15 protein-coding genes are annotated in these 21187 nt (G+C 70.8%); 4 read left to right on the plus strand and 11 right to left on the minus strand.

The features are described from left to right. Nucleotides 1-35 precede the first annotated feature (35 nt). Nucleotides 36-989, plus strand: a complete 954-nt coding sequence (locus ACWC24_RS09225) for an IS481 family transposase (protein WP_450662199.1) — start codon at nucleotides 36-38, stop codon at nucleotides 987-989. Nucleotides 990-1162: 173 nt separating this feature from the next. Here the strand turns inward: ACWC24_RS09225 and ACWC24_RS09230 are convergent, their stop codons facing one another. The 7 genes from ACWC24_RS09230 to ACWC24_RS09260 form a co-directional block, all read right to left on the minus strand. Further along, on the minus strand, nucleotides 1163-2647 hold the full coding sequence (locus ACWC24_RS09230; protein ID WP_450662200.1) for a DEAD/DEAH box helicase: 1485 nt from the start codon (nucleotides 2645-2647) through the stop codon (nucleotides 1163-1165). A 334-nt stretch (nucleotides 2648-2981) separates the two neighbouring features. After that, on the minus strand, nucleotides 2982-3185 hold the full coding sequence (locus ACWC24_RS09235; protein WP_006136369.1) for a cold-shock protein: 204 nt from the start codon (nucleotides 3183-3185) through the stop codon (nucleotides 2982-2984). 533 nt (nucleotides 3186-3718) lie between these two features. Next, nucleotides 3719-4207 (minus strand): GNAT family N-acetyltransferase, encoded by a 489-nt coding sequence (locus tag ACWC24_RS09240; protein WP_450662201.1) that lies wholly within the window; start codon nucleotides 4205-4207, stop codon nucleotides 3719-3721. A 704-nt stretch (nucleotides 4208-4911) separates the two neighbouring features. Then, nucleotides 4912-5814, minus strand: coding sequence for an ABC transporter substrate-binding protein (locus ACWC24_RS09245; protein ID WP_450662202.1), 903 nt, complete (start codon nucleotides 5812-5814; stop codon nucleotides 4912-4914). Nucleotides 5815-5908: 94 nt separating this feature from the next. Next, entirely contained in the window at nucleotides 5909-7588 is a 1680-nt protein-coding gene (locus tag ACWC24_RS09250; RefSeq protein ID WP_450662203.1) for a polysaccharide deacetylase family protein, read from the minus strand. Between the two features lie 109 nt (nucleotides 7589-7697). Next, nucleotides 7698-9356, minus strand: coding sequence for a glycosyltransferase family 2 protein (locus tag ACWC24_RS09255; protein WP_450662204.1), 1659 nt, complete (start codon nucleotides 9354-9356; stop codon nucleotides 7698-7700). Then, complete coding sequence (locus tag ACWC24_RS09260) at nucleotides 9353-10696, minus strand: nucleotide sugar dehydrogenase (protein ID WP_450662205.1); 1344 nt, start codon at nucleotides 10694-10696, stop codon at nucleotides 9353-9355. Before ACWC24_RS09260 ends, ACWC24_RS09255 begins: the two co-directional genes overlap by 4 nt. Before the next feature lie 415 nt (nucleotides 10697-11111). Here ACWC24_RS09260 and ACWC24_RS09265 point away from each other — a divergent pair, with 415 nt between their 5' ends. Both ACWC24_RS09265 and ACWC24_RS09270 read left to right on the plus strand, forming a co-directional pair. Continuing rightward, nucleotides 11112-12071 (plus strand): oxygenase MpaB family protein, encoded by a 960-nt coding sequence (locus tag ACWC24_RS09265; protein WP_450662206.1) that lies wholly within the window; start codon nucleotides 11112-11114, stop codon nucleotides 12069-12071. Then, nucleotides 12068-13573 (plus strand): aldehyde dehydrogenase family protein, encoded by a 1506-nt coding sequence (locus tag ACWC24_RS09270; RefSeq protein WP_450662207.1) that lies wholly within the window; start codon nucleotides 12068-12070, stop codon nucleotides 13571-13573. Before ACWC24_RS09265 ends, ACWC24_RS09270 begins: the two co-directional genes overlap by 4 nt. Before the next feature lie 68 nt (nucleotides 13574-13641). Here ACWC24_RS09270 and ACWC24_RS09275 read toward each other — a convergent pair whose 3' ends face one another. Beyond that, nucleotides 13642-14268, minus strand: a complete 627-nt coding sequence (locus ACWC24_RS09275; RefSeq protein WP_450662208.1) for a TetR/AcrR family transcriptional regulator — start codon at nucleotides 14266-14268, stop codon at nucleotides 13642-13644. Between the two features lie 127 nt (nucleotides 14269-14395). On the opposite strand from ACWC24_RS09275, the gene ACWC24_RS09280 reads away from it, so the two are divergent. After that, nucleotides 14396-15535, plus strand: a complete 1140-nt coding sequence (locus tag ACWC24_RS09280) for an acyl-CoA dehydrogenase family protein (protein ID WP_450662209.1) — start codon at nucleotides 14396-14398, stop codon at nucleotides 15533-15535. Nucleotides 15536-15647: 112 nt separating this feature from the next. On the opposite strand, the gene ACWC24_RS09285 is transcribed toward ACWC24_RS09280, so the two are convergent. The 3 genes from ACWC24_RS09285 to ACWC24_RS09295 form a co-directional block, all read right to left on the minus strand. Further along, the gene (locus tag ACWC24_RS09285) at nucleotides 15648-17480 is read right to left on the minus strand and encodes an AMP-dependent synthetase/ligase (RefSeq protein ID WP_450662210.1); all 1833 of its coding nucleotides are present in this window, start codon (nucleotides 17478-17480) and stop codon (nucleotides 15648-15650) included. A 165-nt stretch (nucleotides 17481-17645) separates the two neighbouring features. Next, a complete protein-coding gene (locus ACWC24_RS09290; protein WP_450662211.1) occupies nucleotides 17646-19847 on the minus strand; it encodes a 3-hydroxyacyl-CoA dehydrogenase NAD-binding domain-containing protein in 2202 nt (733 codons plus the stop codon). Nucleotides 19848-19911: 64 nt separating this feature from the next. Then, a complete protein-coding gene (locus tag ACWC24_RS09295; protein WP_450662212.1) occupies nucleotides 19912-21126 on the minus strand; it encodes an acetyl-CoA C-acetyltransferase in 1215 nt (404 codons plus the stop codon). Nucleotides 21127-21187 lie beyond the last annotated feature (61 nt).

A 21187-nucleotide genomic window follows, 5' to 3' on the forward strand; every position in this document is an offset into this window, starting at 1 on the left:
GGAGCTGTCTAGGACTGCACCGCACGGAGGTCTTCGTGTCCCACCGTAATGCCCGGCTGACCGTTCACGGCAGGCGACTGCTCGTCGAGCGTGTCTGCGCAGGCCGTCCCGTCGCTCATGTAGCCGCCGAGATGGGAATCTCCCGCGCCACGGCCCACAAGTGGGTCCGCCGCTGGCGCGACGAGGGCGAGGCGGGCCTCGCCGACCGCTCCAGCCGCCCCCGCACGACACCGCACCGCACCCCGGCGGCCGTGGAGGCCCAGATCTGCCGACTGCGCCAGGCCCGCAAGCTCGGCCCCGCCCGGCTCGGCCCGACGCTGGGCCTGCCCGCCTCCACCGTCCACCGCATCCTGACCCGCCACAACCTGAACCGCCTCGCCCACCTGGACCGGCCCACCGGACAGGGCATCCGCCGCTACGAACGCGACCGGCCCGGCGAACTGGTCCACATCGACGTCAAGAAGCTCGGCCGGATCCCGGACGGCGGCGGCCACAAGGTCCACGGCCGCGACGCCGTCCGGCCGATCCGGGGCATGGGCTTCGACTACGTCCACTCCGCCGTCGACGACCACACCCGCCTCGCCTACAGCGAGATCCACGCAGACGAGAAGGTCGCCACCTGCGCCGGCTTCCTCACCCGCGCCGCCGTGTTCTTCCACGCTCACGGCATCCCCCGCATCGAGCGCGTGCTGACCGACAACGCCTGGGCCTACCGCAAGGGCCTGGCCTGGAAAGACGCCCTCAGCCGGCTCGGCGCGACCGGCAAACTCACCCGTGCCTACCGCCCGCAGACCAACGGCAAGGTCGAACGCTTCAACCGCACCCTGCTCGACGAATGGGCCTACCTGCGGCCCTACACCTCAAACGACGAGCGGACCGCAGCCCTGGCAGACTTCCTGCACACCTACAACCACCATCGCTGCCACACCGCACTCGGAGGCAAGCCCCCGATCAGCCGCGTCAACAACCCTGCGGGTCAATACATCTAGGGCGTGTTTCGAAAGTAGCGTCGTCCGCCCGAAGGGCGGGCCCGGCGGCGTCCGGTGCGTGCGATCGCAAGGCGGAGGGTCGCCCCGATACTGGTTGTATCGGGGCGATCCCGACAACGCGGCGAGCGTGCGTGCCAGACGCGGCCGGGCAGACGGGACTTTCGAAACACGCCCTAGGCCACCGCGTCGAGGACGGTCTGGCGTACGGGGGCGCGCCGGGTCGCCGAGGAAGGGCGGCGTCGGCCTCGGGAGGAGGTGCTGCGCTCGGGGCGTTCGACCACCGGTGCGGTGATGACGACCGGGATGCCGGACGGGGCCTGGGCGCCGGTGATCCGGCTCAGGGCCTCGTCTCCCGAGCGGATCTGGGTGGTCTGCGGCCGGATTCCGGCGTCCGCCATGAGGCGGACCATGCCGCGGCGCTGGTTCGGTGTGACGAGGGTGACGACGCTGCCGGACTCGCCGGCGCGGGCGGTACGGCCGCTGCGGTGAAGGTAGTCCTTGGGGTCGGTCGGCGGATCGACGTTGACGACCAGATCGAGGTTGTCGACGTGGATGCCGCGCGCCGCAACATTGGTTGCCACCAGCACGGTGACGTGCCCCGTCTTGAACTGCGCCAGCGTGCGGGTGCGCTGCGGCTGCGACTTGCCGCCATGCAGCGCGGCGGCGCGTACCCCGCTGTCGAGCAGGTCCTGGGTCAGCCGGTCGACGGCGTGTTTGGTGTCCAGGAACATGATCACGCGGCCGTCGCGGGCGGCGATCTCGGTCGTGGCGGCATGCTTGTCTGCGCCATGGACGTGCAGGACGTGGTGCTCCATCGTCGTGACCGTACCGGCCGACGGGTCGACCGAATGCACGACGGGGTCGGTGAGATAGCGGCGAACCAGCAGGTCGACGTTACGGTCCAGGGTGGCGGAGAACAGCATCCGCTGCCCCTCCGGACGCACCTGGTCGAGCAGCGCGGTGACCTGCGGCATGAAACCCATGTCGGCCATCTGGTCGGCCTCGTCCAGCACCGTGATGCTCACATGGTTCAGTCTGCAGTCGCCGCGGTCGATGAGGTCCTTGAGCCGACCGGGCGTCGCGACGACGACCTCGGCTCCGCCGCGCAGCGCGCCGGCCTGCCGGCCGATCGGCATCCCCCCCACCACCGTGGCCAGCCGCAGCCTGACGGAACGGGCGTACGGCGTGAGCGCGTCGGTCACCTGCTGCGCCAGCTCACGCGTCGGCACCAGGATCAGCCCGAGCGGCTGGCGGGGCTCAGCACGCTGTCCCGCGGTACGGGCGAGCAGGGCGAGGCCGAAGGCAAGGGTCTTGCCGGAACCGGTACGCCCCCGGCCCAGTACGTCACGGCCCGCCAGGGAGTTCGGCAGCGTCGCTCCCTGGATCGTGAACGGTACGGTCACCCCCTGCTTGCCGAGTTCGGTCAGCAGGTGCTCAGGCATGTCGAGTTCGGCAAAGCGCTCAACTGGGGGCAGCGCGGGCGTGACCGTCCTGGGCAGCGCGAACTCACCTTGCACCGTGGCCGGACGGCCGCCCGAACGGGCAGGGCCGCCGGAACGGTGCGGTGCCTGCGAGCCCGTGCGACTGCCGCCCTTTCCGGCGGTGGCTCTGCCGTGACGGGAGCGGTCGAAGCGATCGTTCATGCGTGTGCGGTTCATGCGGAACCTTCCTCGATTTGGCACATATCAAGGAATTCCCGCAGCGATGAGCGGCATGGAGAATTGCAAGTATGGACCGGTGGCAAAAAACAGATTTGGGCCGGCGGAAATACCCGGGGTGCTTGAATGGGTGACGCGATGAGGACGCAAGACCGGGCGTCGGCTGCGGCGCAGCTCTTCAGGACGCTCCTGCATGACTGAAGGAGGAGTCGCGCATGGTGAGACTGCGGATTCCTCCGAGTCACCCCGCAGTTGAAACCGCTGCGGGATATGTGTGCAGCTGGGGCCCGCACCCCGAAGGATGCGGGCCCCAGCTGCAAAATGTGCGTCAGTGTCAGGCCGGAACGATGTTCTCGGCCGTCGGGCCCTTCTGGCCCTGCGCGATGTCGAAGGTTACCTTCTGGCCTTCCAGCAACTCACGGAAGCCCTGCGCGGCAATGTTCGAGTAGTGGGCGAACACGTCGGCGCCGCCACCGTCCTGCTCGATGAAGCCGAAGCCTTTTTCCGCGTTGAACCACTTCACGGTACCAGTAGCCATGCCATATCTCCTTCGGGGCAGTACATCGGGATCCGCACTGCGCGGGCGCCGTGTCGCCGTGTCGCCGCAATGATTACCCCGCCCGGAAATGACCGGAAATACAGAAGCGCCCCCAACCGACAGAACCGGGTGGGGCACTCGAAGTTTCGGGAACCACGACTGCAACTGGGATCGACAGTAGCACATTGGAACGGCCTGCCCACATTACGTAATTCCGCTCCGCTCGGTGCGACAAAAACTCTCACTCCGCGGTCCGCCAAAGCCTCACTTTGCAAGAACAGGTATCGAGCGACTCGGAGTGCTACGTTTCAGGAAGAGCGGTCTCACAAAGTGCAACTATCACCGCCGGAGGGCGACCACGTACGCGGCTGTCCGTTGGACGCCTCCGAAAGGCGACCAGCCCTCCCCCGGCCTCGCTCCTGAGGTCGGCGAGAGGCCGCCGGCGCAGACGATCCCCTGCCAGGGCAGAGACGACGGCACAGGGAGCGCGCCATGCCGGCGAAGCCGGTGGCCCTGCGAACCGGCGCACCGCGTCATTCCGAAGGAATGCGAAACTCGAATTCGGGACGGTCCCACGGCACGGCGGGCGGGTTCGCGAGCGCGGTCCCGGTCCGCACGGCACCGACGCGGTGGTAGAAGTCCGCGGCGGGAACATGCGACACGACCTTGACACGGTCGAGCCCGGCGGCACGAGCCTCGGACTGCATGTGCGCGACGAGCAGCCGTCCGATGCCACGTCCTTGCGCTCCGTCGGCGACGAACAGCAGGTCGAGCTCCGGCGGAGCGAGGACGAGCGAGTAGAACCCGAGGACCCGGCCTTCATGCCCGTCGGAGCCGACGGCTACGAAGGCGCGGTGGGTCTCGATGTAATCAGGACCGACCCGGTAGCCCGCGACTGCGGCTGCGTACTTGCCCTCGTAGGCGCGTGAGCCACGCACGAGCCGCGTGAGCCGTTTGGCATCATGCGCGACTGCCCTCCGTATCGTGATCGGCCGGCTGATCGGGGAAGTGCGTGAACTCATCGGGAGAGTATTTCGCACCGGGGAGCGCCTTCGTGCGGCGGGTCGGCTGCTCGGGCAGGCGTTCCTGCACCGCTCCCGGGAACCACTCGCCCAGGCCCCGATCGACCACGTCACTGCCGCGGAACAGGCCACCCGCCAGCAGCAGGTGGACGCCCACACCGCTGCGGAGAAGGCGACACCAGGCGAAAGACCACCCACTCGGAAGCCTCGCCAGGCCGCGCCCCCCGTCTACGCGGGACCCCGTCAAAGCCAGCCGATGGGGTCCTCACGTGTCACGAGCGATCACATGCGGGGCACCAACCCTGCGGACGCACCCATGCCACAAGGCTCTGACCTGGACTTACGCGCTCACCCTGAACCAAGCAGACGCCCCTGGACGGCTTCTACGACCTGTGCCAGGTGGGACCGTCAACGCGGGGCAGGCGGATGCGGCCACTCCAACAGAGCCGCCGCCCCGAGATCGGCATCAGTCAAGATCCGGACCAGTCCCGGGCGGGCGGTCCCGGCAATGTCCCCACGGCTGCCATATCCGCAGGCCAGAGAGCTGCTTGCGCTGTACGACCAGCAGACCAAGAACCTCCTCGTGTCGTATTCACCGAAGAGGCTGGGCTTCTTCTAGAAGCCGGGAGGGCGGCGCCTGACCGGGCGGATGTCCGGTCGGGCGCCCTCCTTCGCCCACGGCCGAGGGGCGGACAACGGCCTTCTCACGAGCCGCCGTTGATCGTGGCTTCGTTCACCGCGCCGTCGGTGACGTTCCACTTGTCCAGGATCTTCTCGTAGGTGCCGTTCTGGATGGTGGCGTTCAGCGCCGCCCTGAGCGCGTCCCGCAGCTCGGTGTTCGACTTCAGCACCGCGATGCCGTAGGGACCGGGATTGATCTGCTCGCCGGCCAGCTCGAAGGCCTCGCCGCCGCCGGAGGTCTTCGCCACGTACGCGGACACCGGGAAGTCGGCGACGGCGGCGACGACGTTGCCCGCCTTGAGCTGGTCCTGCGCATCGCCGTAGCTCGCCACGGCCTCGATCTTCATCGGATCGTCGCACGCCTGGCCCTGGAGCAGGTCGTACGTGGTACTGCCGCTCTGCACGGCCACCTTCTTGCCGCACAGGTTCGCCAGCGACCGGATGTCGTCCGGATTGCCCTTCTTCACCAGGACCGAGGAGCCCGAGACGAGGTAGTCGACGAAGTCGACCCCCTCACCGGTCCGCTTCCCGGTGGCGGGCTCGATCCCCTCCTGGCGGTCACTGGTGTCGGTCAGCGCGGACATCACGATGTCGTAGCGCTTGTTCTGCTGGGCGCCGAGCAGGGTGTCGAACGTGCCGTTGTCGAACTGGAACCTCACTCCCAGCTCGTCGCCCAGTGCGGCGGCCAGGTCGGGGTCGGTCCCGGCCGGCTTGCCGTTCCGGACGAACTCCATCGGCGGGTAGGCCATCTCGGCGCCGACCATGATGACACCGGACTTCTTCACCGACTCCGGCAGCATGTCGTGCAGCGCTTCCCGGTCCGTGCCGGTCCGGGGAGCACTCTTGTCGGTCCCGCCGCCGCAACCGGTCAGGACGAGGGAACCGGCGGCCGCCATCGCCCCGAGCATGGCAAGGCGCCTCGTCACCGTGGATCCGCGGCTGGCATGTGTGGTCACTGAATCTTCCCTCTGTTCGGATAATTCGCGTCATTGCGTGCCGCAATGGCGGACGGCCGTCGGCTCAGCCGGAGCTCTTGGCGGCGTCACGCGGCGAGATGGTGAGCGTCTGGAAGGCCGGCCACTGGTCGCCTTCGTGGTTGACGCCGGAACGGATGGTGATGCCGCCGGAGAGAGCGGCGGCCTCGCGGTCCGAGGTGTGGTTCATCGTCACGTGGCCGTCGATGACGACCGCGGTTCCTTGGCGTCGGACCTCGATGGTCACGGTGTGCTCGGACGCCTTGTCCAGCGCCCGCGAAGCCACTTCGTAACCGTCGACCAGCAGGGTCGCCCGGTTCTGGGTGACGACCACGGTCACCGGTTCCACGCTGTTGGTCCGCACACCCAGGGCGGCCTGGTTGGTGCCGTTGCCGAGCTGCCCGATGATCGCGGTGGCGCGGTAGTCCGTCCAGTCCACGCTGCTCCTCGGCCGGTAGTCGGCCTTGGCGTACCGGGGTGCTCCCCTCGGTGCCGACTCGCCCAGGAAGACGTCGAAGCCGGTGTGGGACTGGCGTCCTTCCCAGTTCTCCACGTCGTACAGCGGCCGGTCCACGTCGGGCGCGACCTGGACCATCCTTGCGACGTTGCCCAGCATCTCGTCGGGAGTGGTCTTGGCGAAGACCTCGACACGCTGGACGGTTCCCGCCGCCGCCGCCCGCCGGCTGGCGGTGAGCGGAATGCTGGAGTGGTCCGTCATGACGAGGGGAAAGTACCCGTTGAGCAGTCGCTGGCCCTGCAGTTCCTTCAGTTCCTGGACGCCCTGCGAGCCGATGTCCTCCTGATCCGGCCCGGCGGAGAAGGGGACGGCGAACATCCGAGGGGCCGGCATACCGTGGTTGACGATGTCGTCGATGGAGCCCTGGAGGTCGTGGCGCACCCGGGTCTTGTACTCGGCCTCGGTCTCCCGCCGGTTCTCCGCCGGCAGCCAGAGGCGGTTCGCCAGCATCGCGCCCTCGGTCCCCACGGCGTCCACCGCCTCACGGCCGTGCATGGCACGAGTGTGGCTCTGGAAGTCCCAGCGGCCCGACTTGTACATCCGCTCGATCTCGCGCCAGGTCAGGTAGTAGGGGCGGTGCTTGTCCATCGACCCGGTGATCGCGAAGATCGTGCCGTGCATCCGGTGCTTGGCCAGGATGCGGTCGGCGTACTTCCACAGTCCGCCGGTGCCGTCGTCGAAGGTGATCAGCACCGAACGCCGCGGTATCGCACCGCCGTTCATGTAGTGGTTGAACTGCTTCGCGGTCAGGGTGCGGTAGCCGGCCTTCTCCAGCGCGGTCAGCTGGGCGTCGAACGCCTCCGGGGTGAGCGCGTAGGGGCTCTTGCTGTTCTTGTTGACGTCGTGGAAGGTCAGCACCACCGGCGGGGCGCGGAACGGCAGCCCTCGGCCCTGCTCCTCCCAGGACCGGATGTCCGCGGACGAGATCTTGGCCTGGACCAGCGGTGCCTGCGGGGCGACGTACTTCAGGTAGAGGTAGCGCTCGATGCCCGCGGCGCCCGACGCCACCACCACGGAGAGGGTGAGTGCGCCGAGCAGGACGCGGATGGGCCGCTGGGTGCCGCCCCGGCCCCAGCCGTGACGGCGGCCCCGACTGCGGTCGTTGCCGGACCCTTCGGCGTAGCCGACGCGGAAGCAGCGTTCCGGACCGTAGCCGTGGTCGTGCACGATGGATTCGACGGGCTGGCGCCGCTTGCGCCTCAGAACCATGAAAGCACGCTCCCTCGCGACAGAACGATCAGATAGATGCAGGTCACCACCACGACGGCCACCACATCAGTGATCACCCGGACCGATCTGCGCTGGAGAAATTCCTTCATCACCGAGTCCTCGACCAGACACCACGACGGATGGTCGCGAGGGAGTACGGCAGCAGCCAGGACAGCAGCAGCGCCGACAGCAGACTCATCAGCGGCCGGTAGCGCCAGCGGGTGTCACCGGGGTTCTCGATCTTGAACGCGAGGCCCCAGATGCTGCCCTTGAGCACCACGCCGCACAGGTACAGCACGCTCACGAAGATCCCGCCCTGCATCGGCGCCCAGACCATGTGACGTACCGCCATGAACGGCGCGGCCACCACCCACAGCACATGGCCGTAGTACAGGCACGCCGGGCCGACCCCCCGCCGCCACATGAAGGTGCCGGTGAAGCAGGTGTTGCGGATGAAGCTCTTCTTCCAGCGGATCTGCTGCTTCATGAACGGCCCGAAGTGCTCGGGCACGTTGGTCCACACCTTGGCCGACCGGACGTAGCCGATGCGCCACTTGCGCTCGGGGTAGTCCTGCGCGGTGACGAACGGGGAGTCGGCGTACTGCTTCTTCAGCTTCTTGCCGACCCACAGCTGTCCCAGTACGTAACCGGTGAGCTGGCGGTCGGTCGCGAACCGGAAGGGGGCGCCAAGGAAGCGGTCGCCGGCCCAGGCCGGGAAGTAGTTGTACACCGCGTCCCGGCGGAACACCGCCAGCGGACCGGAGACACAGGTGACCGATCCGAAGGTGGACTCGGCGGCCTTGGCCACCCGGAACTGCCCCTCGTACCAGACGTCCTGGGCCCTGGTGAACAGCGTCTCGTCCACGTTGAGCGCCCGGCAGTGACCGCTGACCGCACCCAGCTCGGGGTGGTCGACCAGGGCCTGTACGCAGCGGCGCAGCGCGTCGGGCGCCAGGATGCAGTCGGAGTCGGTGAACGCCAGCACATCGCCGGTGGCGATGCTCGCGCCCTTGACGAGGGCGTGCTTCTTGCCGAGGTTCTTCTCCAGCTTGAGCAGGGTGATGTCGAGTTCTTCCGCGAGCTCCTCCAGGATCTCCCGGGTCCCGTCCTCGGAGAGGTCGTCGATCACGAGGACCTCCAGGTTCGGGTAGTCGCTGGCCACCATCGAGCGGACGCACCGTTCGATGTACTCGGCCTCGTCCTTGACCGCGAGCAGGAAGGTCACCTTCGGTACGGGCGGCAGCGGCGGGAAGTCGGCGAGGTCCTTCGGGCGTTTGCGCAGGGTGCGTTCCGCCGGATCGTCATACCGGCTGTACGCGATCTGCAGCATGGCGATGGTGCCGACCAGCACCGTGATGCCGTAGCCGATGACCAGCGGCCTCTCGGGCATCATCGGGAGCTCCCGGGCCAGGATCAGCCCCAGCGGCAGCAGGCAGAACATGGCCAGCACCCGCCGCACCGCGAAGCGCACATCGGTCTGCATCCCGTTGGTCCAGCGGGTGAGCAGGCCCGGCGGACGGCCCCACACGGCGGACGAGCGGACCGGCGGCAGCGGTACGGTCGCCTTGGGGTGCGGGTTCGGCAGGATCAGCCCGCACGAGGCGAGGAACTTGCGGAAGGCCGCGGGCTCCTGCCCACCGGCGGTCGCGTCAGGAGAATCGGCCGGAGTCGCCTGCCCCGGTATGCCGCCCCCCGGCACCCCGGACATCGCTGCCCGGGGCTCCTCGGGAACCGTTTCCGCGGACTCCGGCATCTGCCGGTCGGTCACAGGGTCTCCTTGCCCTCGACCCCGTCCAGTCGGTAGGTCGCGTCCAGGACGTCGTTGCGGCCGTTCAGCCAGGCCAGGTCGGCGTTCGGGTGCACGGTGTGGACCAGCACCAGGTCCCACTCGTGGTCCTGCGGGGCGATCAGGCTCTCCTGGATCCCCCCGGCCAGTCGGGCGGCGCGCACCATCGAGTCGGTGAAGCGGACCTGGGCGCCCTCGTGGGCGAGCTCCTCGAAGATCTCCAGCGCGGGCGATTCCCGCAGGTCCTCGACGCCCGGCTTGTAGGCCATGCCGACGATCAGGATCCGGGCGCCGGTCAGCGGCTTGCCGCGCTCGCCCAGCGCCTCGCGCACCCGGCGCACCACGTGGTGCGGGCGGCCGGCGATGCCGTTCATCGCGGCCTCGACCAGCGGCGAGGTGACGCGCTCGGCGCGGAGCTGCCAGAGCAGGTAGTGCGGGTCGCAGGGGATGCAGTGCCCGCCGACGCCCGGGCCGGGGTAGAAGGGCATGAAGCCGAAGGGCTTGGTCGCGGCGGCCTCGATCACCGGGATCGGGTCCAGGCCCAGGACGCGGCAGTTGTCGGCGAACTCGTTGGCCAGGGCGATGTTGACCGCGCGGAAGGTGTTCTCCCACAGCTTGGTCATCTCGGCCGCCTCGGGCGAGGGCAGCACGTACACCGAGGAGGCGGTGCGCGAGAGCACGGCCACGGCCCGGTCGATGGTCTCCTGGCCGTCTCCGCCGACCACCCGCGGGGTGGTGTCCTGGGTGTGCTTGGCGTTGCCGGGGTCGATCCGCTCCGGCGAGAAGGCCACGAAGATGTCCTCGCCGACGGTGAAGCCGCGCTCGGTCAGCGGTTCGGTCAGCAGGTCGCGGGTGGTGCCGACGTAGGTGGTGGAGGTCAGCATCAGGAGCTGGCCGGGCACGGCGTGCTCGACCACGGTCGCCGCCGCGGCGGTCAGCGCCCGCAGGTCGGGGGCGAGGTGCCGGTCCACGGGGGTCGGCACGCACACCAGCACGGTACGGGCGCCGGCGAGCGCCGCCGGGTCGTCGGTGAGGGTGAAGCGCGGATCGCCGTTGAACCGTTCCAGCCGCTCCAGGTCGCTGGGGAGCAGGTCGACGTCGCCGTTGCGGATGCCGGTCAGCCGCTCGGCGCTCACGTCGAGGCCGATCACTTCGGTGCCCGCGGCCAGCAGGCCGAGCGCGGTCGGCAGGCCGACGTAACCGAGGCCGACGACGGCCACGGCCCCGACTGCCGGATCGTGCGCGGCGACTTCGCCCGGCTCGGTGTCGAACGCGCCGACGAGGTGCAGTCCCTGGGTGGCGGGCAGGGTGTTCAGCGGCATGGGTGGGTGCTCCGCAACTCGACTCGTAAGGGTGCGCACCCGACCGGCGCGCACACATTGCCACGGCAGAGATCGCAGTGATCCCGCTCGGGCCATGTCCTTGGACGCCACAACCATCCCAAGAAGCCAAGTTTCGGTCAAAGGATCCTCAAGGCGACGTAATCGGATATTGCGCATTTTTACCGCAGCGTTACCAAGCGTCCGACCAGCCCTTTTGCCCCACCCTCGACCACCGGAATGCCCCTTTTCGCCCGAGGTCCGGTGTGACATTGCAGCCACTCCCCCGCCCCGCAGGAGGGCAAAAAGGTGAGCCGGCCCACTCCCCCGCCACTCCGCGTCTCCATTGCGTCCGGAGTATTGACGCTCGATGAAACAACTCAATAGTTTCAGTATCATCGACTCACGGGAGGCGTCCATGGGCCGCTACAGCCGGCTCCGCCGCATCCGGCGGCTGGATCCGCAGCAGGACTTCGAGCGGATCTACCGGTGGATCATCCATCACGAGTTCCCCCGCGACTATCTCCACGGCACGTCGATCGCCTTCCTGCGCGACTACGGCGTCCCGCGCGTCTCCCGGCTCCTGGACCGCACCCAGGAGTTCGAGCGTGCCGGGCAGAAGCGGTACGACGACACGGTGCTGATCACGTACGAGATGGTCCGCGAGGGCATGGACTCGGAGCACGGCCGGGCGGCCGCCCGGCACCTGAACCGCATCCACGGCCGCTACCGGATCGCCGACGAGGACTTCCGCTACGTCCTGGCCACCACGGTGGTCGGGCCGAAGCGATGGATCGACCGGTACGGCTGGCGACGCCTGTGCGAGCAGGAGACCGAGAGCCTGGCGCTGGTGGGCCGGCGGATGGGCGAGCTGATGGGCATCCCCGGCGTGCCCGACACCTACGCCGAGTTCGAACGGCTGCACGACGACTACGAGCGGGAGATGTTCGCGTACGACCCCGCCAACCGCCGGGTCGCCGCGGCCACGCTGCGCATCATGGCCTCCTGGTACCCGGCCCCGGCCAGGCGCCTGGCCTCCCGGGTCGCCCTCGCCGTACTGGACGAGCCACTGCTGAAGGCGCTCGGCTTCGAGCCGGAGCCGCGCTGGTTACGGACCGCCGTCCATCGCGCGCTGCGCATCCGGGCGGTGCTGATCAGGCTGCTGCCCGGGCGGCCGGAGCGGTTCCCGCGCAGGCCCGAGGCGCGCACCTATCCCTTCGGCTGGACCCTGGACGACCTGGGTCCGCACTGGGCCCACACCCGGCCGGTGACCCCGCTCCAGGACGAGACTCCACCTCAACAGGACTCCGTCCCGGGGCAGTTGCCCCCTCCGCCACCGTCGCCCGCACCTCGCGCTCCCCGTCAGGAGACCCGATGACCGACACCACCCCGGCCACCGCACGCAGCGCGGCGACCTTCACCACGTACTCCCCCGCGACCGGTGAGGCGATCGCCGCGCACCCGGCGAACGGGCCGGAGGAGGTCGCCCGCGCCGTGGCCCGGGCCCGGACCGCCCAGACCGGCTGGGCGGCACTGCCCGCGTCCCGGCGCCGTGACCACCTGCTGCGCTGGAAGAAGGCGCTCGCCGCCGACCTCGACACCGTGGCCCGCCGCATCGCCGAGGAGACCGGCAAGCCGGCCGGTGACGCGGCGCTGGAGGTCGTCCTCACGCTGGAGCACCTGGGCTGGGCCGCCCGCAACGCCGCACGCGTGCTGCGCCGGCGGAAGGTGGGCACCGGACTGTTCACCGTCCACCAGCGGGCCTCGCTGGTGCACCGGCCGCTGGGCGTGGTCGGCGTGATAGGTCCCTGGAACTACCCCCTGTACACCCCGATGGGCTCCATCGGTTACGCCCTGGCCGCGGGCAACGCCGTGGTCTTCAAGCCGTCCGAACTGACCCCGGGCGTCGGGGTCCTGCTGGCCGAACTCTTCGACGCCGCCGTGCCCGGACATGCCGGGCTGCTCACCACCGTCACCGGCGCGGCGTCCACCGGGGACGCCCTGGCCCGGTCCGGGGTCGACAAGCTGGCGTTCACCGGTTCGCCGGGGACCGCCCGCAAGGTGATGGCGGTGTGCGCCGAGACGCTCACCCCGTTCCTCGCCGAGTGCGGCGGGAAGGACGCGGTGATCGTCACCGCGGACGCGGACCTGGAGGCGGCCGCCGACGCGATCGTGTGGGGAGCGTTGAGCAACGCGGGACAGACCTGCGCCGGGGTGGAGCGCGTCTACGCGGTGCGGGACATCCACGCGAACCTGTGCGAACGGGTGGTCGAGCGGGCCGAGGCACTGCGGCCGGGGGCCGGGGCGGACGCCCCCTACGGCCCGATGACCCTGCCGGGCCAGGTCGCGATCGTCGAGCGGCATGTGACCGACGCGCTCTCGGCGGGAGCGCGCGCGCTGCTGGGCGGGCCCGAGTCGGTCCGAGCCCCGTATGTCGCGCCGGTCGTGCTGACCGGTGTTCCGGAGGACGCGGCGGCGATGACGGAGGAGACCTTCGGGCCGGTCGTGGCGGTGAACGCGGTGGCCGACGTGGACGAGGCGGTGGAGCGGGCCAATGCCTCGCGTTACGCCCTGGGGGCCGCCGTGTTCTGCCGGAGCGGGCGCGCCGGTGCGGCGATCGCGGCGCGACTGCGCGCGGGAGCCGTGTCGGTGAACTCGGTGCTGGGCTTCGCGGCGGTGCCGGCGCTGCCGTTCGGCGGTTCGCAGGACTCCGGCTTCGGCCGGATCCACGGTGCGGAAGGGCTGCGGGCCTTCACCTGCGTGCAGTCGACCACGGTGCAGCGGTTCACCCCGCCGATCGCGCTGACCTCCTTCGCCGTACCGGCGGCCACGCGGGAACGCGCGGTGCGGCTGGCGCGGGCACTGCACCGGCGCCGTTGACCGGCCGCCGCCGCTCCCCCGGTCCGGCCGCAGGACGGCCGGACCGGGCCGGGGGTCGGACCGGTCCGTCAGGCGTCCAGCAGCGGGGCCAGGTAGCGGCGGGCGAAGGCGCGGGCCTGGTCCTCGTCGTCCATCTCGATGCAGCTGGCGGGGTTGAGCAGGAAGGACACGGCGACCCGCACCATCAGCTCGGCGACCGGGCGCGGGTCGTCGTCGGGGCGGCCCTCGACCTGTTGCGCGCGGCGCAGATGGGCCGTCAGGTACTCGACGGTGGCGGAGAGCGAGGAGCTGCCCTGCACGGTCAGATAGGGCAGCACCACCTCGGGTTCGAGGCGCAGCAGCCCGCCGAAGAGCGGATGGGCGCGGGTGTGGCGCAGGGCGACCACGAAACCCTCGACGACCCGCTCCTTCATGGTCGGCAGTACCGCCACCGCGGCGTCCAGCCGCTGGAAGAACCGGCCGAGTTCGCGCAGCAGGGTGTCCTCGACCAGCTTGTCCTTCGTCTGGAAGCGCCGGTAGACGGTCACCCGGGAGACGCCGGCCCGTTTGGCGACGTCGTCCACGGAGGAGCGGCGCAGCCCCAGGAGGGTGAACTGCTCCAGTGCCGCGTCGAGGATCCGGCGCTCCGTACGGTCCTCCGGCTCCGGCCGGTCGAGGGCCCGGGCGAGCCAGGGGTCGTTCGTGTCAGTTCTCATGGTGCTCATCACGATACCGGCAGACGATTCCCCGGGAGTCTATGAAACAAGTAGCATATCTTTGTAACTCATCTGCTCGCCCGACCTGACCGCGCCGCCGACCGGCACCCGGATCCCGGAGGACCTGATGGGCAGTCGACTCACCGAGGAACAGGCCGCCTTCGCCGCGGCCGTGCGCGATTTCGCCAAGCGCGAGTGCGGCACCCGGGAGCAGCGTGACGCGCTGACCGGGGGCGGCCGCGAGGCCCACCACCCCGGGTTGTACGGAAGGCTCGCCGACCTGGGCTGGCTGGGGGTGTGCCTGCCCGAGGAGTACGGCGGCGCCGGCGGCGGGCTCGCCGACTCCTGTCTCTTCCTGGAGGAGACCTCGTACGGCATGGTCCCGTGCGGTGGTTTCGTCACCACCGTCATCACCGCGAAGGCGTACGAACGGTTCGGCACCGAGCGGCAGAAGCGGCAGGTGCTGTCCGGTGCCGTGCGCGGCGACGTGCTGGCCGTCGCCATGTCGGAGCCGGGGGCCGGGTCGGACGTCGGCGCGCTGCGCTGCCGCGCCCGGCAGGAGGGCGACGGCACCTGGGTGATCGACGGTCAGAAGACCTGGATCTCCAACGCGCACTGCGCGAGGAGCATTCTGCTGGTGGCCCGCACCGGTGAGGACAAGCACGGCGGTCTGACCATGTTCCATCTGCCCGCCGACACCCCCGGCGTGGAGATTCGGGGCATCGAGACCATGCGCGGCCGGGAGGTCAACGACGTCTTCCTCACCGACGTACGACTGCCCGCGGACGCCGTGGTCGGCCAGGTGGACGACGGATGGCGGCAGTTGATGGCCGGCCTGAACCACGAGCGGCTCTTCCTGGCCGCCAACATGCTGGGTCTGGCGCGCCGCGCCTTCGACGACACCGTCGCCTACGTCCGCGGACGCGAGCAGTTCGGTCGTCCTGTCGGCTCCTTCCAGGCCCTGCGGCACCGGATCGCCGATCTCGCCACCGAGATCGAGTGCACCCGGCTGCTGGTGCGCGAGGTGGCGCTGGACTGCGACGCGCAGCCGGACCGGCTGTTCCCGCGCGAGGCGTCCATGGCCAAGCTGAAGGCGACCGAACTCGCCAAGCGGGCCGCCCTGGAGGGCATGCAGATGATGGGCGGCTACGGCTACACCACGGAGTTCGACATGGAGCGCCATCTGCGGGCCGCGGTCGTCTCCACTGTCTACGGCGGGACCAGCGAGATCCAGCGGGACGTCATCGGCAAGACCTACGGGCTGTGAGGCGGCCCGGACGCCGGGGCACCGCGCGCACGGGAAGCGGCCGCCCGCCCCGGGGACGGGGACGGGCGGCCGCTTCGCGTGAGGGGGACGCGCGGGCGGAACGCGCCCCGGGTCAGTCCTCGTAGAGCCCGGACAGCTCGTCGGCGTACTTGTCCCGGATGACCCGGCGCCGCATCTTCAGCGACGGTGTCAGCTCGCCGGTCGCCGGACCCCATTCCTCGGCCAGCAGCTCGTACCGCTTGACCTGCTCGGTGCGGTTGAGCCGGGTGTTGGCGGCGGCCACCGCGCGGCCCACCTCCGCCCGGACGGCGGGGTGTCCGGCAAGACCGGCGAGTCCCCCCTCCGCCACGACGCCGTGGGCCGCGGCCCAGGCGGGGGCGGACTCCGCGTCGAGCACCAGCAGGGCGACCAGGTAGGAGCGGTTGTCGCCGTGCACCATCGCCTGGCCGATCAGCGGGTGTTCCTTGAGCGCGTTCTCCACCAGGGCGGGCGAGACGTTCTTGCCGGTGGAGGTGACGATCATCTCCTTCTTCCGGTCGGTGAGCCAGAGATAGCCGTCCTCGTCGATCCGGCCGATGTCGCCGGTGGCCAGCCAGCCCTCGGCGTCCAGGGCGGACCGTACCGAGCCGTCGGACCGGAGGTAGCCGGAGAAGACGGACGTGCCCCGCACCAGGATCTCGCCGTCCTCGGCGACGCGGATCTCCACGGACTCCACCGGGCGTCCCACCGAGCCGAGCCGGAAGCCGGTCCTCGGGCTGTTGCTCGTGGCCACACCGGTGGTCTCCGTCAGGCCCCAGGCGTCCATGACGACGATGCCGAACCCGGCCCAGAACCGCACCACGTCGACCGGCATCGGCGCCGACGCGCTGGCCGCCCAGGTCACCCGGTCCAGACCGCCCGCGGCCAGCATCGGCAGCAGCACGTCCTCGCGGGCGCGGGTGTAGCGCTCGGCGAGCTCCGCGGGCGGTGTCTCGCCTCGCTCGCGGTACCCGACGTGCTCGCGGGCCACCTCGAACGCCCGCTCTATGACGTCCCGTTGCTCGGCCGGCATCAGCGAGAGGACGGCGCGTACGGCGGCGGACAGTTTCTCCCAGACCCTCGGCACGCCGAAGAACTGCGCCGGGCGCACCTTGCGCACCACCTCGGCGACCCGCGCCGGGTCGGCGCAGAGCCGGACGTGCGAGGCCCGGTGACAGGGCAGGTAGATGCCCAGCATCCGCTCGGCGATATGGGCGAAGGGCAGGTAGCAGATGTGCTCGACGTGCGGGGGCAGCTCCACCACGGCGTCCAGGGCCAGGGCGTTGGACATCACCTGGCGGTGGGTCAGGACGACCCCCTTGGGCTCGCCGGTGGTGCCGGAGGTGTAGACGACGGTCAGCGGGTCCTCGGGTCGGGCGGTGTCCAGTTCCTTGGCGAACTGCTCCGGCACCGGTTCGCGCAGCAGCGCCTCGTACGGGAGGTGGCCGCCGTGTGGATCCGCCTCGACCACCACCAGACGCTCCAGCGGGGTGTCGGGGTCGGCCAGCGTCGGCTCCCACGCCGTCGCCTGGGCCGCTCCCTCCACCACGGCGAGGCGGGCCCGGCAGTTGCGGGCGATGTGGGTGATCTGCTCGGGGGCCGCGGTGCCGTAGACACTGACCGGGACCGCGCCGAGGCGGACCAGCGCCAGGTCCGACAGCCAGTGTTCGGGCCGGTTGGCCGTCATCAGCAGGACGTGGTCGCCGCGGCCGACGCCGAGCGCCCGGTAGCCGGCGGCCAGGCTCCGGGTGTGCTCGTGGATCTCCGCCCAGCTGTACGTCGTCCAGTCGCCGCCCTGGTCCGCCGACTGCCAGGACAGGCCTGGGAACCGGGGGTACTCGCGGGCGTTGTGGGCCAGCAGTTGCGGCAGGGTCCGCTCGGCCGGGTCGTCCGGCAGTTCGCCGGTGGTGCGGGGTGCCGATGTCATCGGGGCCTCCTTGCGGGTCGGAAGGGAGACGTCTGGGAAGACCGGGGCGGTGGGAGGCCCCCGCGGGCGTGCCCGGTGAAGCTGGGGTACCGGGTGGTGCACGAGGTGGCTTACGAGGTGGGGTGGGCGGCCGGGGCCGGGGGCGCCGCGGGCCCGGGCGGCGGATCAGGAGTCGGTGAAGGTCTCGCCCCGCTCGGCCTTGCGCAGCAACAGTTCCGGCGGGGCGAAACGCTCGCCGTGCCGCGCGGCCAGCTCATGCGCGCGGGCCACGAAGCCGGGCAGCCCGCTACCGCCGCCCGCGCCGCCGTCGTAGCCGTTGATGTACTGGAGCACACCGCCCGTCCACGGCGGGAAGCCGATCCCGAGCAGCGAGCCGACGTTGGCGTCCGCCACCGAGACCAGCACACCCTCCTCCAGGCAGCGCACCGAGTCCAGCGCCTCGACGAAGAGCATCCGCTCCTTCAGCTCGGTCAGGTCGGCGGGCTGCTCCGCGGGATCGGTGAAGTGCTCGCGCAGCCCCGGCCAGAGCCCGGCCCGCCGGCCGTCGACGTAGTCGTAGAAACCCGCGCCCGCGGAGCGGCCGGGCCGGCCGAACTCGTCGATCATGCGGTCCACGACCGCGTCCGCGGGGTGCGGCTGCCATCCGCGGCCCGCCGCCTCGGCCGCGCGCCGGGTCTCCTCGCGGATCCGGCGCGGGAGGGTGAGGGTGAGCTCGTCCATCAGGGCGAGGACCTTGGCCGGGTAACCGGCCTGGGCCGCGGCCTGCTCGACGGAGGCCGGTTCGACGCCCTCGCCGACCATGGCGACGCCCTCGTCGATGAAACGGCCGATGACCCGGGAGGTGAAGAAGCCGCGCGAGTCGTTGACCACGATCGGGGTCTTGCCGATCCGCCGCACCAGGTCGAAGGCGCGCGCCAGCGCCTCCTCCCCCGTCTTCCCGCCCTTGACGATCTCCACCAGCGGCATCCGGTCGACCGGTGAGAAGAAGTGCAGGCCGATGAAGTCCTGCGGCCGCCGCGCCCCCTCGGCGAGGAGGGTGATGGGCAGGGTGGAGGTGTTCGAGCACAGCAGGGCGTCGGGGGCGACGACGTCCTGGAGTTCCTGGAACGCCTTGTGCTTGACGCCCGGGTCCTCGAAGACGGCCTCGATCACCGCGTCGCAGCCGGCCAGGTCCCGGACGTCTGCGGTCGGGGTGATGCGGGCGAGCAGGGCGTCCGCCTGCTCCCGCGTCGCGTCCCCGCGCGCGACGGCCTTGGCGCACAGTTGCTCGGAGTGGGCCCGGCCGCGCGCCGCCGCCTGCGCGGAGACGTCCTTCAGTACGACGTCGATGCCCGCCTTCGCGCAGGAGTGGGCGATCCCGGCGCCCATCATGCCCGCGCCGAGCACGGCCACCCTGGTCACCTCGCGCGGCTCGACGCCCTTCGGGCGGCCGGCGCCGGAGTCGACCGCCCGGAGGTCGAAGAAGAACGCCTGGATCATGTTCTTGGTGATCTGCCCGGTGACCAGTTCCGTCAGGTACCGGGCCTCCACCACGAAGGCGGTGTCCACGTCGACCTGGGAACTCTCCACGGCCGCCGCGAGGATGTTACGCGGGGCGGGGCAGGGGGCACCGCCCGTTCTCTTCTTCAAAAGTGCGGTCAGAGAGGGGAGTCGCGCGGCCAGCTCCGGATCGGCGGGGGTGCCGCCGGGGATGCGGTACCCGGGGGCGTCCCAGGGCTGGGTGGAGTGCGGGTGGGCGTCGACGAACGCCCGTGCCCTGGCGAGGAGTTCGTCCCGGTCGGCGGCGATCTCGTCGACCAGGCCGGCCTCCAGGGCGCGCGCCGGGCCGTACTGCCGCCCCTCCAGGAGGACCTTCCGCAGGGCCTCCGCGACCCCGAACATACGGACCGTGCGGGTCACTCCACCGCCGCCGGGCAGCAGGCCCAGGGTGACCTCGGGAGACCCGACGCGGGCGGCCGGGCTGTCCAGCACCACCCGGTGGTGACAGGCCAGCGCGATCTCGTAACCGCCGCCCAGCGCGGCGCCGTTGATCGCCGCTACGACCGGCCTGCCCAGCGTCTCCAGGACGCGCAGCGAGCGCTTGACGCGCATCCCGGCCTCGAAGGAGGCGGCGGCGGTCTCAGGTGTGACGGCGATCAGGTCGCGCAGGTCGCCCCCGGCGAAGAAGCTCTTCTTGGCGGAGGTGACGATGACGCCCCGGACGGTGTCGCGGCGTTGCGCCAGCCGTGCCGCGACGGCCTCCAGCGAGTCGATGAACGCGGCGTTCATGGTGTTGACGGACTGGCCCGGGTCGTCGAGGAGGAGGGTGACGACGTGGTCGTCGGACTCCTCCCAGCGGATGGTGGCGGGGCGTGCGGTGGTGTCCATGGCTGAGGTCTCCTGTGAAGGCGGACGGCCGCGCGGGCCGGTGACTGCGGAGGCGGACGGCCGGTCAGAGGCGTTCGACGACGGTGGCGATGCCCATGCCGCCGCCGACGCACAGGGTCGCCAGCCCGTACCGCAGGCCGCGGCGCTCCAGTTCGTCCACGAGCGTGCCGAGGATCATCGCGCCGGTGGCGCCGAGCGGGTGCCCCATGGCGATGGCGCCGCCGTTGACGTTGACCTTGTCCAGGCTCAGCCCCAGGTCCTTGACGTAGCGCAGGACGACGGCGGCGAACGCCTCGTTGATCTCGACCAGGTCGAGGTCGTCGACGGTCAGTCCGGCCTTCGCGAGGGCCTTGCGGGAGGCGGGCGCGGGCCCGGTCAGCATGATGGTGGGCTCGGCCCCGGACACGGCGGCGGAGACGATCCGGGCCCGCGGGGTCAGGCCGTTCCGCCGACCGGCCTGCGCGGAGCCGATGGCGACCAGGGCGGCGCCGTCGACGATGCCGGAGGAGTTGCCCGCGTGGTGGACGTGGTCGACGGTCTCCACCCGGTGGTACTTCTGGAGCGCCACCGCGTCGAAGCCGCCCAGTTCGCCGGCCCGGGCGAAGGAGGGCTTGAGCGCCGCCAGGCTCTCGGCGGTGGTGCCGGGCCTGAGGTGCTCGTCCCGGTCCAGGACCAGGAGCCCGCCTCGGTCCCGCACGGGGACGACGGAGCGGTCGAAGCGCCCGTCCTTCCACGCGGCGGCGGCCCGCTCCTGGGAGAGCGCCGCGTAGGAGTCCACGTCGTGCCGGGAGAAGCCCTCCAGGGTGGCGATCAGGTCGGCGCCGATGCCCTGCGGGACGAATCCGGTGTCGTGGCCGGTCCTCGGGTCCAGCGCCCAGGCGCCGCCGTCGCTGCCCATCGGCACCCGCGACATGGACTCCACGCCGCCCGCCAGGACCAGCTCCTCCCAGCCCGAACGGACCTTGGCCGCCGCCATGTTGACGGCTTCGAGGCCGGAGGCACAGAAGCGGTTCTGCTGTACGCCCGCCACCGTCTCCGGCAGCCCCGCGAGGAGGGCGGCGGTGCGGGCGATGTCCGCGCCCTGGTCGCCCAGCGGGCTGACCACGCCGAGCACGATGTCGTCGATCGCGGCCGGGTCGAGGTCCGGGAAGCGGCCGAGGAGTTCGTGGATCAGGCCGACGACCAGGTCGATCGGCTTGGTGCCGTGCAGGGCCCCGTCGGCCTTGCCGCGACCGCGTGGGGTGCGGATCGCGTCGTACAGATACGCTTCGGTGCTCACCTCGGGTGCCTTCCGTGTCGGGTCCGGACGAAGCCGCGGGCAACGCGGGTGCCATGGAGGG

The organism is Streptomyces sp. NPDC001443, assembly GCF_053597355.1.

What these genes read in the sequence shown, in the direction of transcription:
- ACWC24_RS09270 (WP_450662207.1), top strand. Translation starts at nt 12,068, where the DNA reads ATGACCGACACCACCCCGGCCACCGCACGCAGCGCGGCGACCTTCACC.
- ACWC24_RS09280 (WP_450662209.1), top strand. Translation starts at nt 14,396, where the DNA reads ATGGGCAGTCGACTCACCGAGGAACAGGCCGCCTTCGCCGCGGCCGTG.
- ACWC24_RS09290 (WP_450662211.1), bottom strand. Translation starts at nt 19,847, where the DNA reads ATGGACACCACCGCACGCCCCGCCACCATCCGCTGGGAGGAGTCCGAC.
- ACWC24_RS09235 (WP_006136369.1), bottom strand. Translation starts at nt 3,185, where the DNA reads ATGGCTACTGGTACCGTGAAGTGGTTCAACGCGGAAAAAGGCTTCGGC.
- ACWC24_RS09230 (WP_450662200.1), bottom strand. Translation starts at nt 2,647, where the DNA reads ATGAACCGCACACGCATGAACGATCGCTTCGACCGCTCCCGTCACGGC.
- ACWC24_RS09260 (WP_450662205.1), bottom strand. Translation starts at nt 10,696, where the DNA reads ATGCCGCTGAACACCCTGCCCGCCACCCAGGGACTGCACCTCGTCGGC.
- ACWC24_RS09265 (WP_450662206.1), top strand. Translation starts at nt 11,112, where the DNA reads ATGGGCCGCTACAGCCGGCTCCGCCGCATCCGGCGGCTGGATCCGCAG.
- ACWC24_RS09275 (WP_450662208.1), bottom strand. Translation starts at nt 14,268, where the DNA reads ATGAGAACTGACACGAACGACCCCTGGCTCGCCCGGGCCCTCGACCGG.
- ACWC24_RS09250 (WP_450662203.1), bottom strand. Translation starts at nt 7,588, where the DNA reads ATGGTTCTGAGGCGCAAGCGGCGCCAGCCCGTCGAATCCATCGTGCAC.
- ACWC24_RS09285 (WP_450662210.1), bottom strand. Translation starts at nt 17,480, where the DNA reads ATGACATCGGCACCCCGCACCACCGGCGAACTGCCGGACGACCCGGCC.
- ACWC24_RS09240 (WP_450662201.1), bottom strand. Translation starts at nt 4,207, where the DNA reads ATGAGTTCACGCACTTCCCCGATCAGCCGGCCGATCACGATACGGAGG.